Here is an 18022-nt window from a genome sequence, read left to right on the forward strand (position 1 = left end):
CTTAGGCAAAGATGAATTAGGACTAAAGACAGTTATTTGAAAATATTGTGAAAGATTATACTTGCGTAAAATTTTCTGGATTCGTGAAGATTTTAATGTTGTCACACAGGCAGAAAGAAATAGTTCTAGATGTTGTAGCGATACTCCAGATTTTTCAAAGTCTCTTTCCATCCACTGTCGTACAGCTTCGATTTCTGATTCGCAACAGGGCAAATTATTTAATCTCCATCTAGAATAGTATTCATCACTATAAGCTTCCGATCGGTCAAAATCTTCTTGCGCTGTGAGAAAACTTAATTCCAGTCGCCCATTCCAAGGAACACAGCAAATATCGAAGCCGTGAATTGTTTCAAATTTTAAACGTTTTCTCCAACAAGAAAGTTCTTTTCCGATCGCATCCGTAAGCTTTTCGGTAAATTCAGTCATGTTCTGAATCGTTTCTTCATTTACTATTCCAAATGCGAATTTTCGCACCTCTTCATTAGAGTGATTGACTGCTATTTCCAGAAACGGAATCAGATCTTCGTAGTCGATCGCACGCCAAAACAACATTTGGTCTAAAATTTGTGCTACCATTGCTTGAATATTTTTGTCAGGATCGGCAAGTAATTCAGGAATATATTCTAGAACTTGGCGATCGGAAGTGTATTTTAGTAACCACGCAGCACTTATTCTCTCTTCAAGGTCATGGCTAGTTTTGTAGATGTGATAACAATGTTTCATACCTAAAGGTCTGAGAATTTTTAATACTCCTTCTGGCAAGCCCCATCCTTCTTTTAAACTGATGCAGTACTCAACAGCTTGGATAAAGAAATCTTCGCCAAGTAATGTTTCAATCGCAGTTAAACTTAAATGAGTACCCTGTAAATTGACTGCTCCAAGTTCTATCGCTAACTTTTTCCACTCAACTTGCATAGTACTTCTAAAATTAATTACGATTGTCTGGATATTTAACTGATAATTATCTAAAGTTGAGAAAACTTCTAGATAATATCGATACCTTACCCGATTGCTAGGACAAAATATTCAATCGATCGCACTATCTTCAGGTATCAAAACCTTTTGCAATGAGGTAATTGCTAACACGATCGGATCGATTCAGGATCGGATTTTATCGCGCTCTTAGCCTGTCTGCTAATGTCGATTTACATAAATCAATCGCTCGATTTGCTGCTCTCAAATCCTGCTGATTTATTTCCCATTTTGAGGGGAACTCACTCTGAGTATAAATTTGCATAGAATTATTAAAACACTCGATCGATTTGTCTAGATTATCCTTTCGATCGCCTGAAATTCGATGGTAATAAGCTAAACCTAAATTGTGCTGGAGCATTGCCCAATATTCGGGAAACTTTTGTTTTGGATAAATTAGTAAAGAATGGTAGAAACAATCAATCGGTTCATAACGACGATCGCGTGCCAATTCCTCTACATGTGCTGTTTGATGTTGTCTAGGAAAATCGCCAGCAGCAGCATACAATCGATCGAACTCATCTTGACAGTCTGGATGAATCCAGAGTATCTCTTGGTGAGATATTTTTAGCTGCTGACAACTTTCAACAACAAGTTTGGGTGTTTCTTGAGTAATGGCAACCACATAAAGATAAGTGCCTGGTTCTGGAGCACGCGGATATTGTCCCAGTGTGACAGTCGCTCCAGATAGCAACGTTAGAAATGCCAAGCGCATGTCATCAAGATCGTCATAGCCTTCAAATATCGGCACATCAAGATGAGCGACCAAAGATTCGATCGAAGCATCGAAAAACGCAGCATATTCATTTGCTGGAGTTACTTCTTCAAATCGAACCCGTTGAAGAGTTGGGGTTAGGTCGCTCATTTATACCCTCAGTCGTCATCTAGTTGGTTGCAGAATTTTATCTCTACCTTGATTTTAGCGTACTCATCTTCCGTAATCACACCCTCTCGATTGCCCGACCACAGTATCAGCCCTCTGGGTAAACCTCGATCCGGTTCTGCCTTGGTTGTAAACTCAATGCCACGTTCCTGAGTTACCAGATCCTTCTTCATCGGCAGTTTATTCAGATAAGCTTTGACTTTAGGAATATCGCTATACATAAAATTTCTACATGGCCCGCCCCAGATTTCTTGGGTTTCGATCTGTAGCCTAGCGACCGCTGCCGTCTGTGAGTCAGACTTTTTTCGATGGTAAATTTGCTCTTCGGTCACGAATAACTATGCTTTCACTAACTCAGACATTTGATACTACCATAATAGCCCAATGGCGCAAATTATCGAGCTATAAGCATCTAGATTGGTTAAAATTCATGTTAGCGAAAGAACTTATTCAATCGATTGCACTATCTTCGGGTATCAAAACTTTCTGTAATGAGGTAATTGCTAACACGATCGCGAAAAATATGACTGTCATTGCCGCACCTTTAGCCATCTTTTGTTGCTCGAATGATGCTTTAACTGCTTCATACATTACCGTCGTCGTCGCACCGTTGGGGCCGCCTTGAGTCATGATTTGCACCTGGTCGAACAGGCGAAAAGATAGAATCGAAGTTAATAGCATTACGAAAATTAGCGTATTGCGTAATTGCGGTAAAGTAATATAGCGAAACTGATTCCATTTATTACTACCATCGATCGCGGCTGCTTCGTATAAACTGCCCGAAATCGACTGTAACCCCGCCAAAATAATTACCATCTGAAACCCCGCCCCCTGCCATAAAGACAACAACATAATGGCGGGCAATGCCAACTGTGGATCGTTGAGAAAATCTCTCGGCTCCCATAATCCGAGCATTATCGACTCCAATATTGCATTCATCATCCCATTCGCACTAGGGGCATAAATAATCGTCCAAATTACGGCGACTAAAGCCATCGGAAACACGACAGGCATAAAAAATATTGTCCTAAAAATCGTCATTCCTGGCAACGGACGATTAATTAGTACCGCCATTGCTAGTGCTAATGCTGTTTGCAGTGGCACCATTACTAACGCAAACAAACCATTATTAACTAGAGCCTGTTGAAAATTCGGATCTAGCAGCACTCGTCGATATTGTTCGAGTCCTAAAAATTGCAGCGGTAGCGGCGAACCGAGTCGCAGGTTGGTAAAAGAAATAATTACCGCCAGTAAAAATGGGACAGCAACAAATAATAGTAAGCCGATTAAAGCAGGTGCAGCCATTAGTAGAGCTGTCCGAGTGTCGTCTTTTTGGAAGAATTTAGCAATCATTTATTGCCCTCATTAAGATCGGGATAATTTTGATTATCTTGCAAGTCTACATCGATCGCGGTTGCCGCTCGATCGAGAGCCGTTTTTACTGGTAAACCGTTGCGAATATTGGCAAATGCTGATTGAAAAGCCGAGGTAATGACCGGATAAGCCGGAGTCTGCGGACGCGGCACCGTCTCTTTGGCTAGTAATTGCTCCGCAAACAGGCGTAAGGCACCATTGGGGGCATAAAGCTGAGATTTAGCGATCGCGCGTTTTGTGCCCGGTACCGCCCCGTTGACATTTGCCATCGCTAATACCTCTTGCGGTTGGAGTAAAAATTCCAAAAACTGCATCGCCGATTTTTGACACTTTTGAGTCGGGCAATTAGTCGTAATGCCCCAATTCCATGAGCCTTGGGCAGTCTTGGAACCCTTACCAAAATTGGGTAAGGGCAATACTACCAAATCTGTACCGACGGCTTTGGCATAGTCTTTGTAAGCCCAGTGTCCTACCCACGAGAGGGCGACGCGATTGCCTGTAAATGCCGCGTCGTCGATGTTAGGGTCTACATACCCCTTTTGAATCCAATTTTGGACTGACTGCATCGCGGTGACTGCGACAGGGCTATTTAAGCGGCTATTGGTAGTACTATCTTTACCTCGCCCAATCAGATCGCCGCCAGCCGACTGGATAATTGGCGAAAAGCCGTAAGTCGCCCACTCACCCCGATAATTTAGTTTGAGATCGAGCACTTGTTTGTCAGGATCGCGAGCGGCTAATGCGGCTAATACTCGATCGAATTCTGCCACAGTCCACGCATCTTTGTTCCCCTTGGGAATTCTAATCCCGGCGGCTTGCAGCTTGCTCCGCCGAGCGTATAAGCCTAGCCCAGAATCGAAAGTAGCCACCGAATATAATCGCCCCCCGTATGTACCCTGCTGAATAATCGATGGCAATAAATCTTGGCGCACCGATGCTGAAATCAGCCGATCCATCGGGACGAGGTTTCGTTGCCAAACATAGTTATACACAAACGGCCCGTCGAATTCGAGTACGTCAGGTAAATCTTTTGAAAGGGCGGCGGCTTGCACTTGAGAATTATACGAACCCTCCGGTATGAAAGTCAGTTCTACGGTAGTCCCCGTCTGCGAGGCATTAAACCGCTTCACCTGTTGCTCTAAAACTTGCCGCTCGGCAGCTTGCCCAGCATGTGCCCACACCCGCAGTATCCCTGGGCGATATGGCGCATTACCAAATTGCATACAGCCACTCAATCCCAGCAGTAGCGATCCGAGCATACCCAGCGGCAAGTGTCTCATCATATCGTTCTGAAGGCGACCTCTATCCATCGCATGTAAAACACCGATCCCTAGCTCGATCGTACCGTAGATTTCGCGATCGGGTCGCAAGTTAAACAAATCGACCTACTCACATCTTGCACCAATACATAAACACTATAATTGGATCGAGACTAACTCGAATGTTAGCCCCTGAGAAGCCAGCAGCTCTCGTTTACTCTCTATTTCTATCACTGCGCTCTCAGGTAGTAGCTGTTGTAGGGTCAAAAGAGCAGCTTCTTTCTAATCAGGTAAATACACATTGTGCTGGTTATTGGTTGTCGAATTCTCATCAGGCTCACAATATCAGCTTGTTTGGTATCCCGATGCCAGATAGATTTCCGGTAAATTCCGATGCGGGATCTCAAGCTGGTGCAGCTCACGGTTATTCGTCTAAAATTTTTGCGATCGCAATTATCGCCCACACCATAATTCAGCATAAAGTAGTTAAAGCCAATTGGCGTAGGTTATCGACCTGGGCGCAAAAATTAGTCAAAAGTTGAAAGTTGAGGTGATTAACTCATGTCAAATGTTACGAGTACTCAATTTCCCACAGTCGCAGCTACCATGCCCACATATCAGTGGAGCTGGCAAGGACAGTCGTTAAGCATTGCTTATGAAACCGAGGGTGTAGGTAAACCCATTCTGCTGTTACCTGCCTTTAGTACCGTTTCTAGCCGCACGGAGATGTCTGGGTTAGCAGCTTTGTTAAAATCGCAGTTTCAAGTAACGACGGTAGATTTTCCGGGTTTTGGCGATTCCGCACGTCCGCGTTTGGATTATGCAGCACCGTTATATCGCCAGTTTTTGGCGGACTTTATTCGCGATATTTACACGTCGCCCATAACGATAATCGCGGCGGGACATGCGGCGGGATACGCACTAAATCTTGCCGCTACGGCACCAAATAGCGTGTCTGAGTTAGTTTTACTCGCTCCCACTTGGCGGGGGCCATTACCAACGATGGCGCAGGGACAAAAGCCCTGGCTGAAGGGGGTTCGCGAACTGATTCGCACGCCGATTTTGGGTCAATTTTTGTACCAATTAACGACTACGCCGAGTTTTCTAGCATTTATGTATCGGCGACACGTCTATGCAGATGCCAATAAATTAACACCCGATTTACTCACTCAAAAACGGCAATTAACTCAACAGCCAGGAGCGCGATATGGATCCGCCGCATTTGTAACCGGAGGACTCGATCCCTATCTCGATCGATCTGAAGCAATTGCCCATCTTCAATCTCTGACTATACCCGTACTGGTCGCGATCGGTCAAAGCAGTCCGCCCAAATCTACCGCCGAAATGCAAGCTCTCGCCGCAGTTCCCAACATCGTCAGTCATACCTTACCTGGAACGCTCGGAATGCACGAAGAATATCCCACCGAACTTTATGAGGTGATTTTGCCTTTTTTAACCTCTCATCAGGATTAGGTTTTAGGTTTTAGCGAAGATCTACCCACACTTCGGCTTCGCTCAGTGCAACGCCCCGTCGCTACGCGCCACCCCTCTCTTGAAAAGGTGCTTTACTTGGGGGAACCCCAAGAACGCACTTTTCGCTCCAGGGAGGGGATTTTTCTACTTATTACTTATTACTCCTTACTCCTTACTCCCATCTACCTCTCCCCCTCTAAATAAGGCTTAAACAACCCAGATGGTGTCCATTGAATTGCGCCATCGCGCCCGGTATAGTAGACGCGAACTTGATTTTTTTCGAGTAGCTTGACTGTTTCTGGATCGGGATTTGTCGTAGCCGCAATTGCCACTTGGGGCTTAATTTTAGAGATCGAGAGAGCTGTCAATCTGCCCCCGCTCCAAAATAGCGTTGAGGCGGGAGTAAGTTGTTCGAGATCGATCGCCGATTGGGTAAGATCTCCGGTATCATTGCCGATAAATAACCATTTTTGGTTGACTTCGGGGATGGTAATTTGAAAGATAACCGGATTGGTTTTAATGGTGGTAATTTCTAGGCGATCGAATGTATGAGTTTTACCTAGTAATAATGGCTCGAATTGGATCGTTCCGGTATTATCGATCGTACCGCCGATTCGATAAAATTTCTGAATTGGCATCGTTTGGGCTAGGGTTTGCCAACTATTTAAGGCAGAAAGATCGAGGTTAGAATCGATGGCTCGATCGATTCGATTGATGGCTTGTTGTTGTAAAAATGGTAAGACTACAAACCTGGTCATACTTTCGTTACCGCTATTAATTAAGATTGTCTGTCCGCGATCTTGGATGACTAAAATTTGGCGATCTTTACCTGCTAAAGCGGTAATTTGAAATTCAGTGGTTTTCCAGATGGCTAAGGGAATTAATACCAATAAAACCCCGACTAATGCAGGTACTCGCCACTCTTGCTGCCAGCGCGGTACTGCCCATACGCCCAAAATAATGCCATATAATGCGGCTAATTGCCAGATGCCAATTTGCCCGACTGCAAATGAGGTTCCTGGTAGATAATTAAATAACTCGACAATCCAAATTAAGAGCTGAGTCGGTACATATAATAACCACGACACCGCACTCCCAGCAATTGGAATTATCGCACCGATTAATGCGCCAATTGTGCCGCCGATACTAATAATACTAATTAATGGACTAGTTAGAATATTGGCAGGTAAACTATAGAGTGGAAAGACTTTAAAAACATATAATTGAATCGGCAAAGTCCAAATCGTCGCGGCTAGTGGCACGGTAATTAAATCGGCGATAGTCGGCGGCAACCAGTCTAACTTTTGTTGTAACGGTTCGACAGTCACAATCAATCCTAATGTTGCCAAAAAACTCAATTCAAACCCAATATCCCAAATCCATAACGGATCGATAATTAGGAGTAAGGTTCCGGCAATAAATAACGAACCGAGCGGATCGATTTTTCGCTGAGTTCGCACCCCAATTAACACCGCCATCCCCATCACCACCGAGCGCACCACCGCAGGCTGAAAACCAGTCAAACCCAAGAAAATCAGTAGAGCTATCCCGCCGACATTCGACTGTTGCACCACCGACAATCGCTTGCGGGTGAGCGAGAGAATTGCATTCAGAATCAACGAAACCTGAAATCCAGACGCAGCCAGCGCATGAGCTAATCCTACCCGCACAAACCTGTCGCGTAAATCGGAGGGTAAATCTACCGCATCCGATCCTAGCACCATTGCCGTCACCAATGGCCCAACGGGTACATCCAGCCACTTTACCTGCGCCGCTGCAATCCGAGCGCGCAATTTCCCCCAGCTCCATTGCTGCGCCTGACTTTCATCTGGTACCCGCAATTGTACCCCCCGCATTCCGGCAAAGCCACCCGCCTGAGCGAGGTAATTGCGGAAACTAAACCCGCCCGGATTGGCATTTGCTTCGGGTAAGTACAATGTCCCAGTAATCGACACCTCTACGCCCGGTTGTAAGCCCGTACCGCTCTGTAAAGGTACTGTCACGTACACCCGACCGCTGACAGTTCTACTCACGTCCGCAGGGCGCAATTTCTCGCCCTGAATCTCATTTAATTGAGTGGCATCGAGCCAGAATTGACTGTTTTGATTGCGAGTGACGCGGGGATAACTAGCAACTACCCCTTGGACGATCGTAAACTGATTCGTACCGCGCTCGGCAGTAGCCGGAATATAGGTACTAATATCGTTAGTTGCTAGCTTGGGAATTCGTAATTCTAGATAAAAACTAGCACATCCCGCGATCGCAATCGCCACTAGTAAAAATTGCCAATTGGGACTTTTCTTCCAGTATCTCGGTAGCAGCCAGACTAGGGATATCCCGGCGATGAGTAGTCCCCATCTCACCCACGGATTGTAGGTGACAATTAAACCAACGATGTAAGCCAGACAAAGGACGATCGCAGCTTGGGGGTTCCGCATCAGACAGGTATCAATGATTTAGCGATGGCGATCGATGTTTGCCAGCCGAGCCAAGTATGAGTAACCAAGCGCATGGCAGCATGGGACATCGATCGACTAGAATATCTAGCTAACGTGTTACCGATCGCGACGGGTGAAGAGGGACTTGAACCCCCGACCGACTGCTTAGAAGGCAGTTGCTCTATCCGACTGAGCTATTCACCCACATTAGCACTATATTATAACATACCTTGCGCGCAATTTTACCAATGTCAAGTGTAAAATACCTGAAAAGATTTTTAAAAGGCGATCGCGGCAGTGAGCGAGATCGGCAATATTACTCTAGGTAATCGGCAGCTAGTTGAGATTAAATAGTAGTATATTTTCGCCGTTGCCAAGTGTGAATGCCCAATCGAATCTGTCAATTATCGATCCAGAATTAGTCAACATTGAGATCGCCACCATTGCCGATCGTCATCTACCAGGATTGAGGCTCACTTATCAAGCCCGAAGCTACGATTTAATGCGCGTTTTTGCGACGAGTCATCTCGATCTGGCGCAACAACAGTTTCAGGAGGCGATTGCCAACCAGAATGCGGCTGGGATATTGGCACTAAATAAATATTTGCTAGTCCGAGAAGTTGGCTATTACTCACTGTGGGAACTAGATCGAGCGCTCGCCCAGGATGCGATCGCTAATCTGCCCATTCCGCAGCCAGAAACTAGTTTAGAATTGCAACAAGCGAGTATGTGGCTATTACAGGAAATCTGGTTGCAATGGCAAGAGTTATTAGGAGTCAGACAGTTACAAGTATTTGCTGAAGATTTAATCTCGATCGCGCCCCAACTTCAGTCTCGCACCGATCTCGATCGATTATTGGCAATGTCTCCCATGACTCCGATCGGTTTAGCGGCTTGGCAAGCGGCAGATTTAATTGCGTTCGATCGCCGATTGTATCACCTCACCTATAAAAAACTCGGTCATCAATTTGGGCCAGAATTAATCGCCGATATCGTCCGATCGATGCCCCTACCACTCCAGTCGATATTAACCAATATATTAGATATTTAGTCGCTATTGTCGGAATCGATCCACCCACCAATTATCCATCGTAAACATGACTAAACATTCACCAGACAAATTCATTCCCAAAGATCGGTTTGGTGGAGAATTTGCAATTTATTGGGGGACGATGTGGGCGGTAATATCGCTCGTACTTTATCTAAATTTTAGCGTAGTCGATCCGCAGGCTACTCGTCCGCTGTGGTTTATCATCGCGACTACCAGCCTAGAAGAAATTGGCTTGCTGATTGCGGGCTGTTTGTGTTGGCGAAATTGGCAGAGTAAATATATTGCTGGAGGTAGCGAGGTATGGCTGCTATATGCACTAGCTAACTTTGCTTTTTTTATCGGAAATTTGTGGTTTACATTATGGGAATCGCTATGGAAACTAGATCCGGCAGCTTCTTTCGGAAATCTATTTTTCGTGTTGTTTTATCTGCTGACGATCGCCGGAGTCAGACTGGCAATTCTCGATCGAGATGTCCGGCTAGTACCCCAGCAATGGGCGATCGTCATTGGTGTCGCGGCAATCGGGATGACGATCGGCTGTGGGCTGACTGCGGGTGCGGCGAACGCGACAACCACACCGCCGATCGCCACACAGATCGTCAGCACGCGCGTACCTGCTAGCGGCACCAGCATCGCCATCAGTGCGCCGACAATCCTCGCGACAGCATCGGGTAGCCAAATTACATTAACGACATCAGAGCGACCCCCTGAGTGGGTGCTGGCGATCGATCGATCGCTTTACCCACTCGTTAAAACCTTTAATATGTTCTATGTCCTCTGCGATTTAGTACTACTAACCTTGGCGACAATTTTATTTTTAGGCTTTTGGGGCGGTCAAATGGGTTTACCCTGGAGAATGACCGCTCAAGCGGTATTATGTTTTTATATTGCCGATACTTGGTTCGCATCTGCCCACGAGCGAGTGCAAGGATACGAAAGTGGCTCTATTATGGAAGTGTTCTGGATTTTTGGCATCGTGCAGTTTGGCATTGCTGCTGCGCTAGAATTTGATAACTCCATTCGCGCTCGCCGTCTAGCTCGCAGACGGACTGCTATAAGTAAAACATGAGTTCTAAAAAAATTACCGATGCAGAGAAGTTGGAGATTGTAGATCTCTATCGCCAATCTGGAGATACTACCGCAGCTTTGGCAAACCGCTACGGAGTCAGCAATTCGACGATCGGACGCATCCTCAAAAGCACGATTCCAGAGGCTGAATATGAGAGCTTAATTCAGCAAAGGCGTAGTTCTAAAGCCAGCAGCGATAAAGAAATTACCCTGCCGATTCCTGCCACAATAGCCAGCGACACAGACACAGCATCCCCAGTCAGCTTGCCACTTCCAGCCATCGAGCTAGCACCGAGCGTCGCATCGCCAAGCGTCAGCATTGCACCACCAACCATCGAGCGCGATGTCGCGCCACCCTCCGAAACCGATAGTTCGAGCGAGTCGAATGATGCCCAAAGTCGCCGCGTGCGTCGTCGATCTTCGGCACCAATCGGGAACGAGCCGCTCGAAATCGAGAGCTTACCAGCAATACTCGCGGATCTGCCGATCGTTGAAATTCCCGATTTAGAAACCACCGCCGAGCCAGAAAACATCAATCTGGCAAATGATTTCGCCCCAAAAACAACCATTTCCCCACCAATTCCGCGCACCCCAGTATTACGAGAAATACTTGCCGATTCTCACGATCGTTATGCCAATCCACCTGTCGCACCCGTTCCGGAAATCATCAATTCAATAGAAGAAAACGAAGAAGATCGCGAGCCAGAAGATGTCAATGCTTTAGCCGCAATGTTTGGCGAAGAAGTTGCCGATAACGATGAAGAGGAAGAAGAAGATAACGATGTTGAAGATTGGGCGGAAGAACCCGATACCTCCGATCGGATCTTAACCGCAGATGGGTTACACGTTCGCGTCAAACCACTCTCTCAAGCCACATTACCGCGAACTTGCTACATCGTCATCGATAAGTTTGCCGAATTAATCGTGCGTCCGCTCAAAGATTTTGCCGATCTCGGACAGATTTCTGGCGAAGAAACCCAGCAACGTACTCTACCAGTTTTTGATAACCCGCGTGTTGCCAAAAGATTCTCTAACCAACGCACTCAAAGAGTAATTAAAGTGCCCGATAGTCGCGTTTTTTATAAGACTAGCCAACAACTGAAATCCAAAGGGATCGCCTGCTTATTAATCGGCGGGAATATTTACTCTCTCAATTAGAGTGAATAGTGGTATTACTACCAGCGATCGCAGTGGTGGCGGGCAATTTGCTATAATGGCACGAACAGTAGATCTCCATTTTGTCCAACCCACAGATATCGCGGTGGCTGGTAGATTTGAGGCTTGAGGCTAGATTTTGGGGATGGGCATAGGCTAGAGTAGTTATTATGGTTTACGAAGCAGATTTAGACTTTTTGGAGGACGAGACAGATCTAGATAGTTCTGTTGAAGATTTAGATACTCTAGCAGTGCTAGATGCCCATCCAGAGCCTCCCAAACCAGATCCAGAGGAAATGTTACCGCTCCTGTCCGATGCCGTCACAGCGCGAAGAATGATGGCTGCACGAGCTTTTTGTGAAATTCAAGATGTCCGCGCCATTCCGCACCTCATTGCCCTACTCACCGATCCTTGTCCGTTAGTGCGAGTTGCTGCTACCTACGCACTAGGGCGCAATCCCAGTCTCGATGCCGTCGAGCCACTAATTTCTCAACTCGATCGCGATTGGAATGGTTACGTCCGTAAAGGTATCGTCTGGGCATTAGGCAACTGTCGCGATCTCCGCACCCTCAAGCCACTATTACGCGCTCTCAAGCTAGATATATCCGCCGTCAGGCTCTGGGCGGCTAGTGCCTTAGGTCAGGCTGCCGATCTCGGCTACGATGCGGTTATCGCCACCGTACCCCCAATTATCGAAGCCTTAATTAATGACCCCCTCGCCGCAGTACGCAGCAATTGTGCCTGGTCGCTAGGACGATTGTGCCGGGAATTACCCTCGAATGTGGTTTATGCTACTGCTGTAGATGCGCTGATCCAAGTCTTAGAAGATGATGGCGATCTCGGCGTGCGAGATGATGCTAAAGCCGCTTTACTCAAGCTCGGAGATACTCGCGGCATTCAAGCGATCGAAAATCTCGAATTAGAAATAATTTAGCTAATTCCCTTCGCTTCTTGCGCCACTTGCTCGACAGCATCGGTGGCTAAAATTGCTAAATTTTGGGTTGCTAAATCGCCACCTAAATTACGCAAAGCGCGCGCGAGTTGATAGCGAATTTGCCAATCGGGATGAGTGACAAACGGCACGATACTTTCGACCCCAATCGCATCGCCAAGTTCGCCAATTGCGCCAATTGCCGCAGTTTGCACCAGGGAAGTTTCATTATTTAAAGCAGTTTGCAGTAATTGTAAACCACGCGGATCGCCGAGTTCGCCCAACGCGGCGATAATGCTAAATTGTACTAGCCACTCTGGGGTAGTTTCATAAAGTTTTTGCAGATCTTCAAAGGCATCGGTAAGTTTGAGTGCGCCGATACTATCGGCGGCGGCGGCTTGCACGTCAGGTTCTGGATCGTTAACCAATCGATCGCGTAAAATAGTTAAACTCTCGGTCAAATTTTGGCTGCCTAATGTTGCCAATTGACTCACCGCCGCATACCGGACTCTAGTATTATTATCGGTTATTAGTTGTTTGATATAGCCAAAGGCGATCGATGGTTCGATTTCTCTGAGCATATTTAAGGCAGTAATCCGATCGCCTTTATTTTCTGAGTTAATTAGGGTGCTAATAGATTCGGACATATTATTAATGTGATAATAAATTTTAGATTGAATTTTTAATATCGTTCGATAAACACACAAGATAGATGGAGAGTCGATCCATCTATCTAATAATTTTATCATTAACTAAGTTACTTTGTGCTGACCGATCGATTCGAGATTTCTAACTGGAGATCGAATTCAGAGATAAATTTACATTAGTGCTGTTCGCAATGCCATTTAACTGGTGAATAAAATCTCGGACTAGCAGCTCGATCGAACTCAGTTGGCAATTAGCAGGTATATTCAGAAATAACACGACATTATTTGTCTGCACTTGGCGATCGATCTGAGGATGCGGACGGACAAAAATACCGATTTGTTCGAGTTGAATAATTAACCCAATTATGGCAGCTTCTAAACTACTGGTGCTGTTTAGAAGCTTATCTCTATCTAAATCGGTAATCGAAATTGTCAAGATAGTATCGGCAGTAATTGACAGATCGATCGGTGCATATAGAGATGTCCATGTATCTTTACCTGCTAAAATATTAGTAGTAATTTCCGCAGCTCTGGCAAACTCATCGCTCAAAATTTTGGCGGTAGAATGGGTAATATTCCGAGCGGTATTTTTACAAGGTTCGATCGAAGAAACGATCGGTAATAAATCTTGCGGTAATTTAGCTTGATATTTCTTGCCAATATCGGTTAAAGCAATTGGGTTGCGCCAATTGTATCGACTCAATACCTGGAAAAAATTAGCCAGCAATGCTGTTAACGATTTATCTGGATCTCGGTAGTCGATACAGGTATAAGCACATAGCAACGACCAAGAAAATCCACCCAAAAAGCCCCAAGAGTTGCCATATAAACCTCGCACCTTCGCCCAGCTTCGGACGGCTTTTAAGAGCATCTGAAACCGTTCTAGGCGGAGTTGCTGCTTGACTAAATCCACAATGAGATCTGCTTCCCAGCAACCAATTATCGACTTAGGATCTTTAATTTGGGCTTGAAGATCGCGAATATTGCGAGTTTCCCAGCCATCATTGACTGCTACTTGGGTATATAGTAAGTCTAGCGAAATGCCTTCGATTTCTAACCGCAAGACTGGAAATTTGGCATCTAATAATACTTGAGATCGTTGGCAAAGCCTCTCCTCTGGAGAATCGCACAATCCTTGCAGACAGTCTGCTACTCTGGTTAAAAAGTTTTCGCCTGTGAGATAATCGGGAATGAGACAAACGACATCTAAATCGCTAGTTGGAGTTGCTACACCCAGTCGCGCCGAACCCAATAAATGGATCGATGCTTCAAATCCCAAACATTCGGTGCAAGCTTGTTTGACTACTGCTAAAATAGTATCGCGATGTGATTGTTGTGCATCTGTTAATGCTGGTTCGATCGTAGTAACTAACTCGATTAATTCTGCATTTTCGATAACTCTAGGGAGTAATTTACCCACACCAACCACCTGTTTGACAACGCAAGGTTTATCGCGACTACGGCTGAGTAACGAGACAGCATCGACAGTAAATTTAAGCGGATGCCATTGCGGTAATTTTGCTATTGCTTCGCTTTGATTTGCAAATTGTCCCACACTTAAATGCGGATTATATCCCGCACTAGTTTTGGTACTTTGCTCGTAACATTGCGGAAATAATCGATATAAAGCCGCTTGCAGATCGTGTAATGCACCTTCTGGTTTGACGATCGGACGCAAATATGCGGTAGAACTTTTATGATGGGTGAAGATCTCAAAGTCGGCTAATGTTACCGTAAATGGCTCGATGTTGGCGAGGATAGGTGCAATTAAATCGACGACTTCCTCAAAATATCGATCGGGTACAAAGCCATAGAGTAAAGTAATATGCGGTACGATCCGCACAAATCCCGAATCGTGCTGTTGGCGAATTGCTTGAATCTGTGGAAACAGCTCATCAGGCGGAATAATTGCCAGGATGCTTTCATATACTGGCGCAATTGCGGTAAGATCGATGCGATCGGGCGAACTTTGAGCAGTCGTAGCTTCAGAGATTTTAAAAACCCCACAAACGCAGAAATGATCTGAAGGATAAAGCTTAATATCATCAAAATCGAAAGATTTACAACCGAATAAATTCATCGATAAAGGTTGATAATTAGATGCTAAATCCGGACACCACAAAATGCGATCGAGTCGCGCAGGCTTCCCTTCTAAGCTCATTAACATCGCTAGCGGATTTACAGGTGGATCGAATGTATACCCAGCTCGATCTGGATATACATTTTGCCACAGATCGATAAAATCACCATGATTAATAATTTCATCTTGCTCGTCACCCCGCGTATTAAAATCGCCGACAATAAATCGATCTCCCGCTTGTTGTTGAAGATAGCCAATAACTGTCGCTAACTGCTGAGTCCGTTTCTGGAAAGCATTATCGCCTCTATCGCTAGTTAAATGAACGTTAGCTAAATGCACGCTGCGATCGTTAATATTCCAGTTACCAACTAATACCCGTTTATGCCCTGAAAATTGATATTCTACCAGATCGAACGCCCACCGAGATATAGTTAAATTGCCATACGGTTTTACATTATTACCATTAGGAGCCTCAGAAATAAAATAATCTTTCACCCAATCCGTTGCCAATATAAAGGCTAAAGATTCCGGCGTTACTTCTTGCAACGCAATAACATCGGCATTAGTTTTAGCTAGTTCGCTTAAAATAACTGGCAAACGTTTATCGGTATAAATTTTGTCCGCATCATGGAGATTGGATAAAATATTATAACTAGCGATCGTCAGTTGCTTATCCAGTGCAATTGACTTTAATTCACCCGTAAATATCTTCCACCTATTAGTCTCGAAATGATAGATCGATCGCGGACTAAATTCGACTTGATTATTCGCCACTAAAGCAGCTAAATCGGCTCGATTAGCATTGGTAGCTTCGGACTTCCAAGCAATTTCAGGTAAATTATTAGTCGAAATTAAATCGATCCGATTTTCTCGATCCCAAACAATCGTTTCATGACACCGAATATAACGAACTCGATGCCAAGGAATATCGCTATTATCATCCCACTGCGCCAGCGGCTTCTCACGAATAGTATCAGAAACTCGCTCGTGAAATCCAGCGATAAACATATTACGGTTAAGGTTAGCATCCCAGATAATCCGATTATACACCTCCGTAATCGTCGCCATTTTTTGCTTCTCATTTTTTTGTTTTGACATGATTTTGGTAGATGGTGAATAGTGGATAGTGAATAGTAGATATAAACCTAGCTCGTCTTTTCTTTCTCTCTTCCTCTGCGCTCTCTGCGCCTCTGCGGTTAATAAAACATCGACTTATTAAGTACTAGAAATAATTACACATCAACAAAATAATCTACTTGATGAGCTTCTGTAAGATCGGGAATTTCTAATCGATCGCGAAAACGATGAATAACAGCATTAGGAACCTGAGCTTTACGATCGCGATTTTGCCGCAAGACCCGATCGATCGGCACCTCCAAATAGACGATCCGAATTCGCGCACCATACCCAGCAAAAAGCCTAATTAAGCCCAATCGAATCGGCTTAACGATATTCGTGGCATTCCAGATAAATGGTGTCTCAGATTGGAGATATCCCTTCGCTAAAGCTCTCCCTGCATTGACGATCGCGCCTTGCTCATTTGTGGGTAAAATACCCATTTCGATTCGCAATTTATCGAGCGATACCACTGGTAAATCTGGATGATTGCGATCGATCCAATAATCTTTACCAGTACCAGGTAAACCACACATCATAATTACTTCCAAGCGAGTGTCATCAAAAGCCGCATAAGTCGGATCTCCATCTTCTTTATGGAAGTAAATGAACCGACTATGAGCCGATGCAAAAGGATAAGTTCGATCGAAACAATTATGTTCTTGACAGAATTCTTTGAAAAATTCGATCGTTTCTAATAATTTCTGTCTATCATCACATATTCTTCCCTTGACATCGGCTTCCGCCATTAATGCCAGCCAATCGCAGCGTACTAATTGACTCGCTTTAATAATCGATTTCAATGGGTTTTGTTTATCCCAAAACCATAACGGTAAACTGCCATATTTAACGATCGCCACAATCGACTCGCGGATTGTAAATGGTGTTTGCAAATCTTGTAAAATTTGCCGCACCATTTTCGCCCCTAAATTCACATGTCCCTTAGCGGTAATATTGCCATCATCAGTTACTTGCGTTGCCAGCGGTTTGGCGATGTCATGTAATAAAGCGGCGGCAAATAAGATCGATCTATCTGTTATATTCACCGCTTGCCAAGCAGTCAGCGAAACTAAAGCTTCACAAACTAATTGAGTGTGAATCCAGACGTTTCCTTCTGCATGGTAAATTGGGTTCTGTTCGCAGTTAGTTAGAGATTGTAAGGATGGAAAAATTGCTAAGATTTCTGTCCAATTTATTTGTAGATTTGCAGGTGTCGGACAATGTGGAAATGTCCATTGGGTATTTTGTTCGATCGCTATATTATTCATAGCTGTTTCTCGATCTTAAATTATTGTGCTTAGTCTTAAACCGCCCTTTGCGTTGGCGATAGCCTGCCGTAGGCACAGGCAAACGCTACGCGAACGAATGAATTCGGGGCTAATAGCGAAAGTCCATTGAAATGGACTAAAAGAAAAGTAGGGTGGGCATTGCCCACCAGCTATATCTCGTGCTTAGAAGAGCGATATTTACTAAACTGATTGCTATGTTGTTAACTCATCCCAAACATACATATCGACACCAATTGCTAATTGGTTAGGAATAATCGGACGATTGAGCCAGTGAGTTTCCGACTG

Annotated in this window: 16 protein-coding genes and 1 tRNA gene; 7 read left to right on the forward strand and 10 right to left on the reverse strand. The window is 44.9% G+C overall.

What is annotated here, in order from left to right; genetic code table 11:
- The 5 genes from Q0R35_RS04670 to Q0R35_RS04690 form a co-directional block, all read right to left on the reverse strand.
- Positions 1 to 915, reverse strand: a 915-nt coding sequence (locus tag Q0R35_RS04670) for a HEAT repeat domain-containing protein (RefSeq protein ID WP_295614926.1), incomplete at its 3' end; no start/stop codon positions are given.
- A 196-nt stretch (positions 916 to 1111) separates the two neighbouring features.
- A complete protein-coding gene (locus tag Q0R35_RS04675; protein WP_295614927.1) occupies positions 1112 to 1837 on the reverse strand; it encodes a hypothetical protein in 726 nt (241 codons plus the stop codon).
- Between the two features lie 8 nt (positions 1838 to 1845).
- A complete protein-coding gene (locus Q0R35_RS04680) occupies positions 1846 to 2187 on the reverse strand; it encodes a hypothetical protein (RefSeq protein ID WP_295614928.1) in 342 nt (113 codons plus the stop codon).
- A gap of 118 nt (positions 2188 to 2305) precedes the next feature.
- A complete protein-coding gene (locus Q0R35_RS04685; RefSeq protein WP_295614929.1) occupies positions 2306 to 3208 on the reverse strand; it encodes a carbohydrate ABC transporter permease in 903 nt (300 codons plus the stop codon).
- Positions 3205 to 4608, reverse strand: a complete 1404-nt coding sequence (locus Q0R35_RS04690; RefSeq protein ID WP_295614930.1) for a sugar ABC transporter substrate-binding protein — start codon at positions 4606 to 4608, stop codon at positions 3205 to 3207. The genes Q0R35_RS04685 and Q0R35_RS04690 overlap by 4 nt, the downstream gene beginning before the upstream one ends.
- A 62-nt stretch (positions 4609 to 4670) precedes the next feature.
- Here Q0R35_RS04690 and Q0R35_RS04695 point away from each other — a divergent pair, with 62 nt between their 5' ends.
- Positions 4671 to 5030 (forward strand): hypothetical protein, encoded by a 360-nt coding sequence (locus Q0R35_RS04695; RefSeq protein ID WP_295614931.1) that lies wholly within the window; start codon positions 4671 to 4673, stop codon positions 5028 to 5030.
- 19 nt (positions 5031 to 5049) lie between these two features.
- The gene (locus Q0R35_RS04700) at positions 5050 to 5961 is read left to right on the forward strand and encodes an alpha/beta hydrolase (protein WP_295614932.1); all 912 of its coding nucleotides are present in this window, start codon (positions 5050 to 5052) and stop codon (positions 5959 to 5961) included.
- 182 nt (positions 5962 to 6143) lie between these two features.
- Here Q0R35_RS04700 and Q0R35_RS04705 read toward each other — a convergent pair whose 3' ends face one another.
- Positions 6144 to 8399: a ComEC/Rec2 family competence protein gene (locus Q0R35_RS04705; RefSeq protein ID WP_295614933.1), complete on the reverse strand. Its 2256-nt coding sequence runs from the start codon at positions 8397 to 8399 to the stop codon at positions 6144 to 6146.
- A 130-nt stretch (positions 8400 to 8529) separates the two neighbouring features.
- A tRNA-Arg gene (locus Q0R35_RS04710) sits at positions 8530 to 8603 on the reverse strand.
- A 175-nt stretch (positions 8604 to 8778) separates the two neighbouring features.
- Between Q0R35_RS04710 and Q0R35_RS04715 the strand changes: the two genes are divergently transcribed.
- Genes Q0R35_RS04715 through Q0R35_RS04735 form a run of 5 tightly spaced genes read left to right on the forward strand, consistent with a single transcriptional unit; the run spans position 8779 to position 12608 of the window.
- Positions 8779 to 9450 carry a hypothetical protein gene (locus Q0R35_RS04715; protein WP_295614934.1) on the forward strand — a complete coding sequence of 224 codons (672 nt, stop codon included), beginning with the start codon at positions 8779 to 8781 and terminating at the stop codon, positions 9448 to 9450.
- Between the two features lie 46 nt (positions 9451 to 9496).
- Positions 9497 to 10519 (forward strand): hypothetical protein, encoded by a 1023-nt coding sequence (locus Q0R35_RS04720; protein ID WP_295614935.1) that lies wholly within the window; start codon positions 9497 to 9499, stop codon positions 10517 to 10519.
- Positions 10516 to 11676, forward strand: coding sequence for a transposase (locus Q0R35_RS04725; RefSeq protein WP_295614936.1), 1161 nt, complete (start codon positions 10516 to 10518; stop codon positions 11674 to 11676). Before Q0R35_RS04720 ends, Q0R35_RS04725 begins: the two co-directional genes overlap by 4 nt.
- Position 11677: 1 nt before the next feature.
- Complete coding sequence (locus Q0R35_RS04730) at positions 11678 to 11803, forward strand: hypothetical protein (protein ID WP_295614937.1); 126 nt, start codon at positions 11678 to 11680, stop codon at positions 11801 to 11803.
- 40 nt (positions 11804 to 11843) lie between these two features.
- Positions 11844 to 12608: a HEAT repeat domain-containing protein gene (locus Q0R35_RS04735; protein WP_295614938.1), complete on the forward strand. Its 765-nt coding sequence runs from the start codon at positions 11844 to 11846 to the stop codon at positions 12606 to 12608.
- On the opposite strand, the gene nblB is transcribed toward Q0R35_RS04735, so the two are convergent.
- The 3 genes from nblB to Q0R35_RS04750 all read right to left on the reverse strand — a co-directional run bounded on the left by nblB (position 12605) and on the right by Q0R35_RS04750 (position 17716).
- On the reverse strand, positions 12605 to 13252 hold the full coding sequence (gene nblB / locus Q0R35_RS04740; protein WP_295614939.1) for a phycobilisome degradation protein NblB: 648 nt from the start codon (positions 13250 to 13252) through the stop codon (positions 12605 to 12607). The two genes, Q0R35_RS04735 and nblB, sit on opposite strands and share 4 nt — an antisense overlap.
- Positions 13253 to 13394: 142 nt before the next feature.
- Positions 13395 to 16430 (reverse strand): poly(A) polymerase, encoded by a 3036-nt coding sequence (locus Q0R35_RS04745; RefSeq protein ID WP_295614940.1) that lies wholly within the window; start codon positions 16428 to 16430, stop codon positions 13395 to 13397.
- A 134-nt stretch (positions 16431 to 16564) separates the two neighbouring features.
- Positions 16565 to 17716, reverse strand: coding sequence for an AAA family ATPase (locus Q0R35_RS04750; RefSeq protein WP_295614941.1), 1152 nt, complete (start codon positions 17714 to 17716; stop codon positions 16565 to 16567).
- Between the last annotated feature and the right edge of the window lie 306 nt (positions 17717 to 18022).

The sequence above is a fragment of the Chamaesiphon sp. GL140_3_metabinner_50 genome, from assembly GCF_025361915.1.
Taxonomy (GTDB): domain Bacteria; phylum Cyanobacteriota; class Cyanobacteriia; order Cyanobacteriales; family Chamaesiphonaceae; genus Chamaesiphon.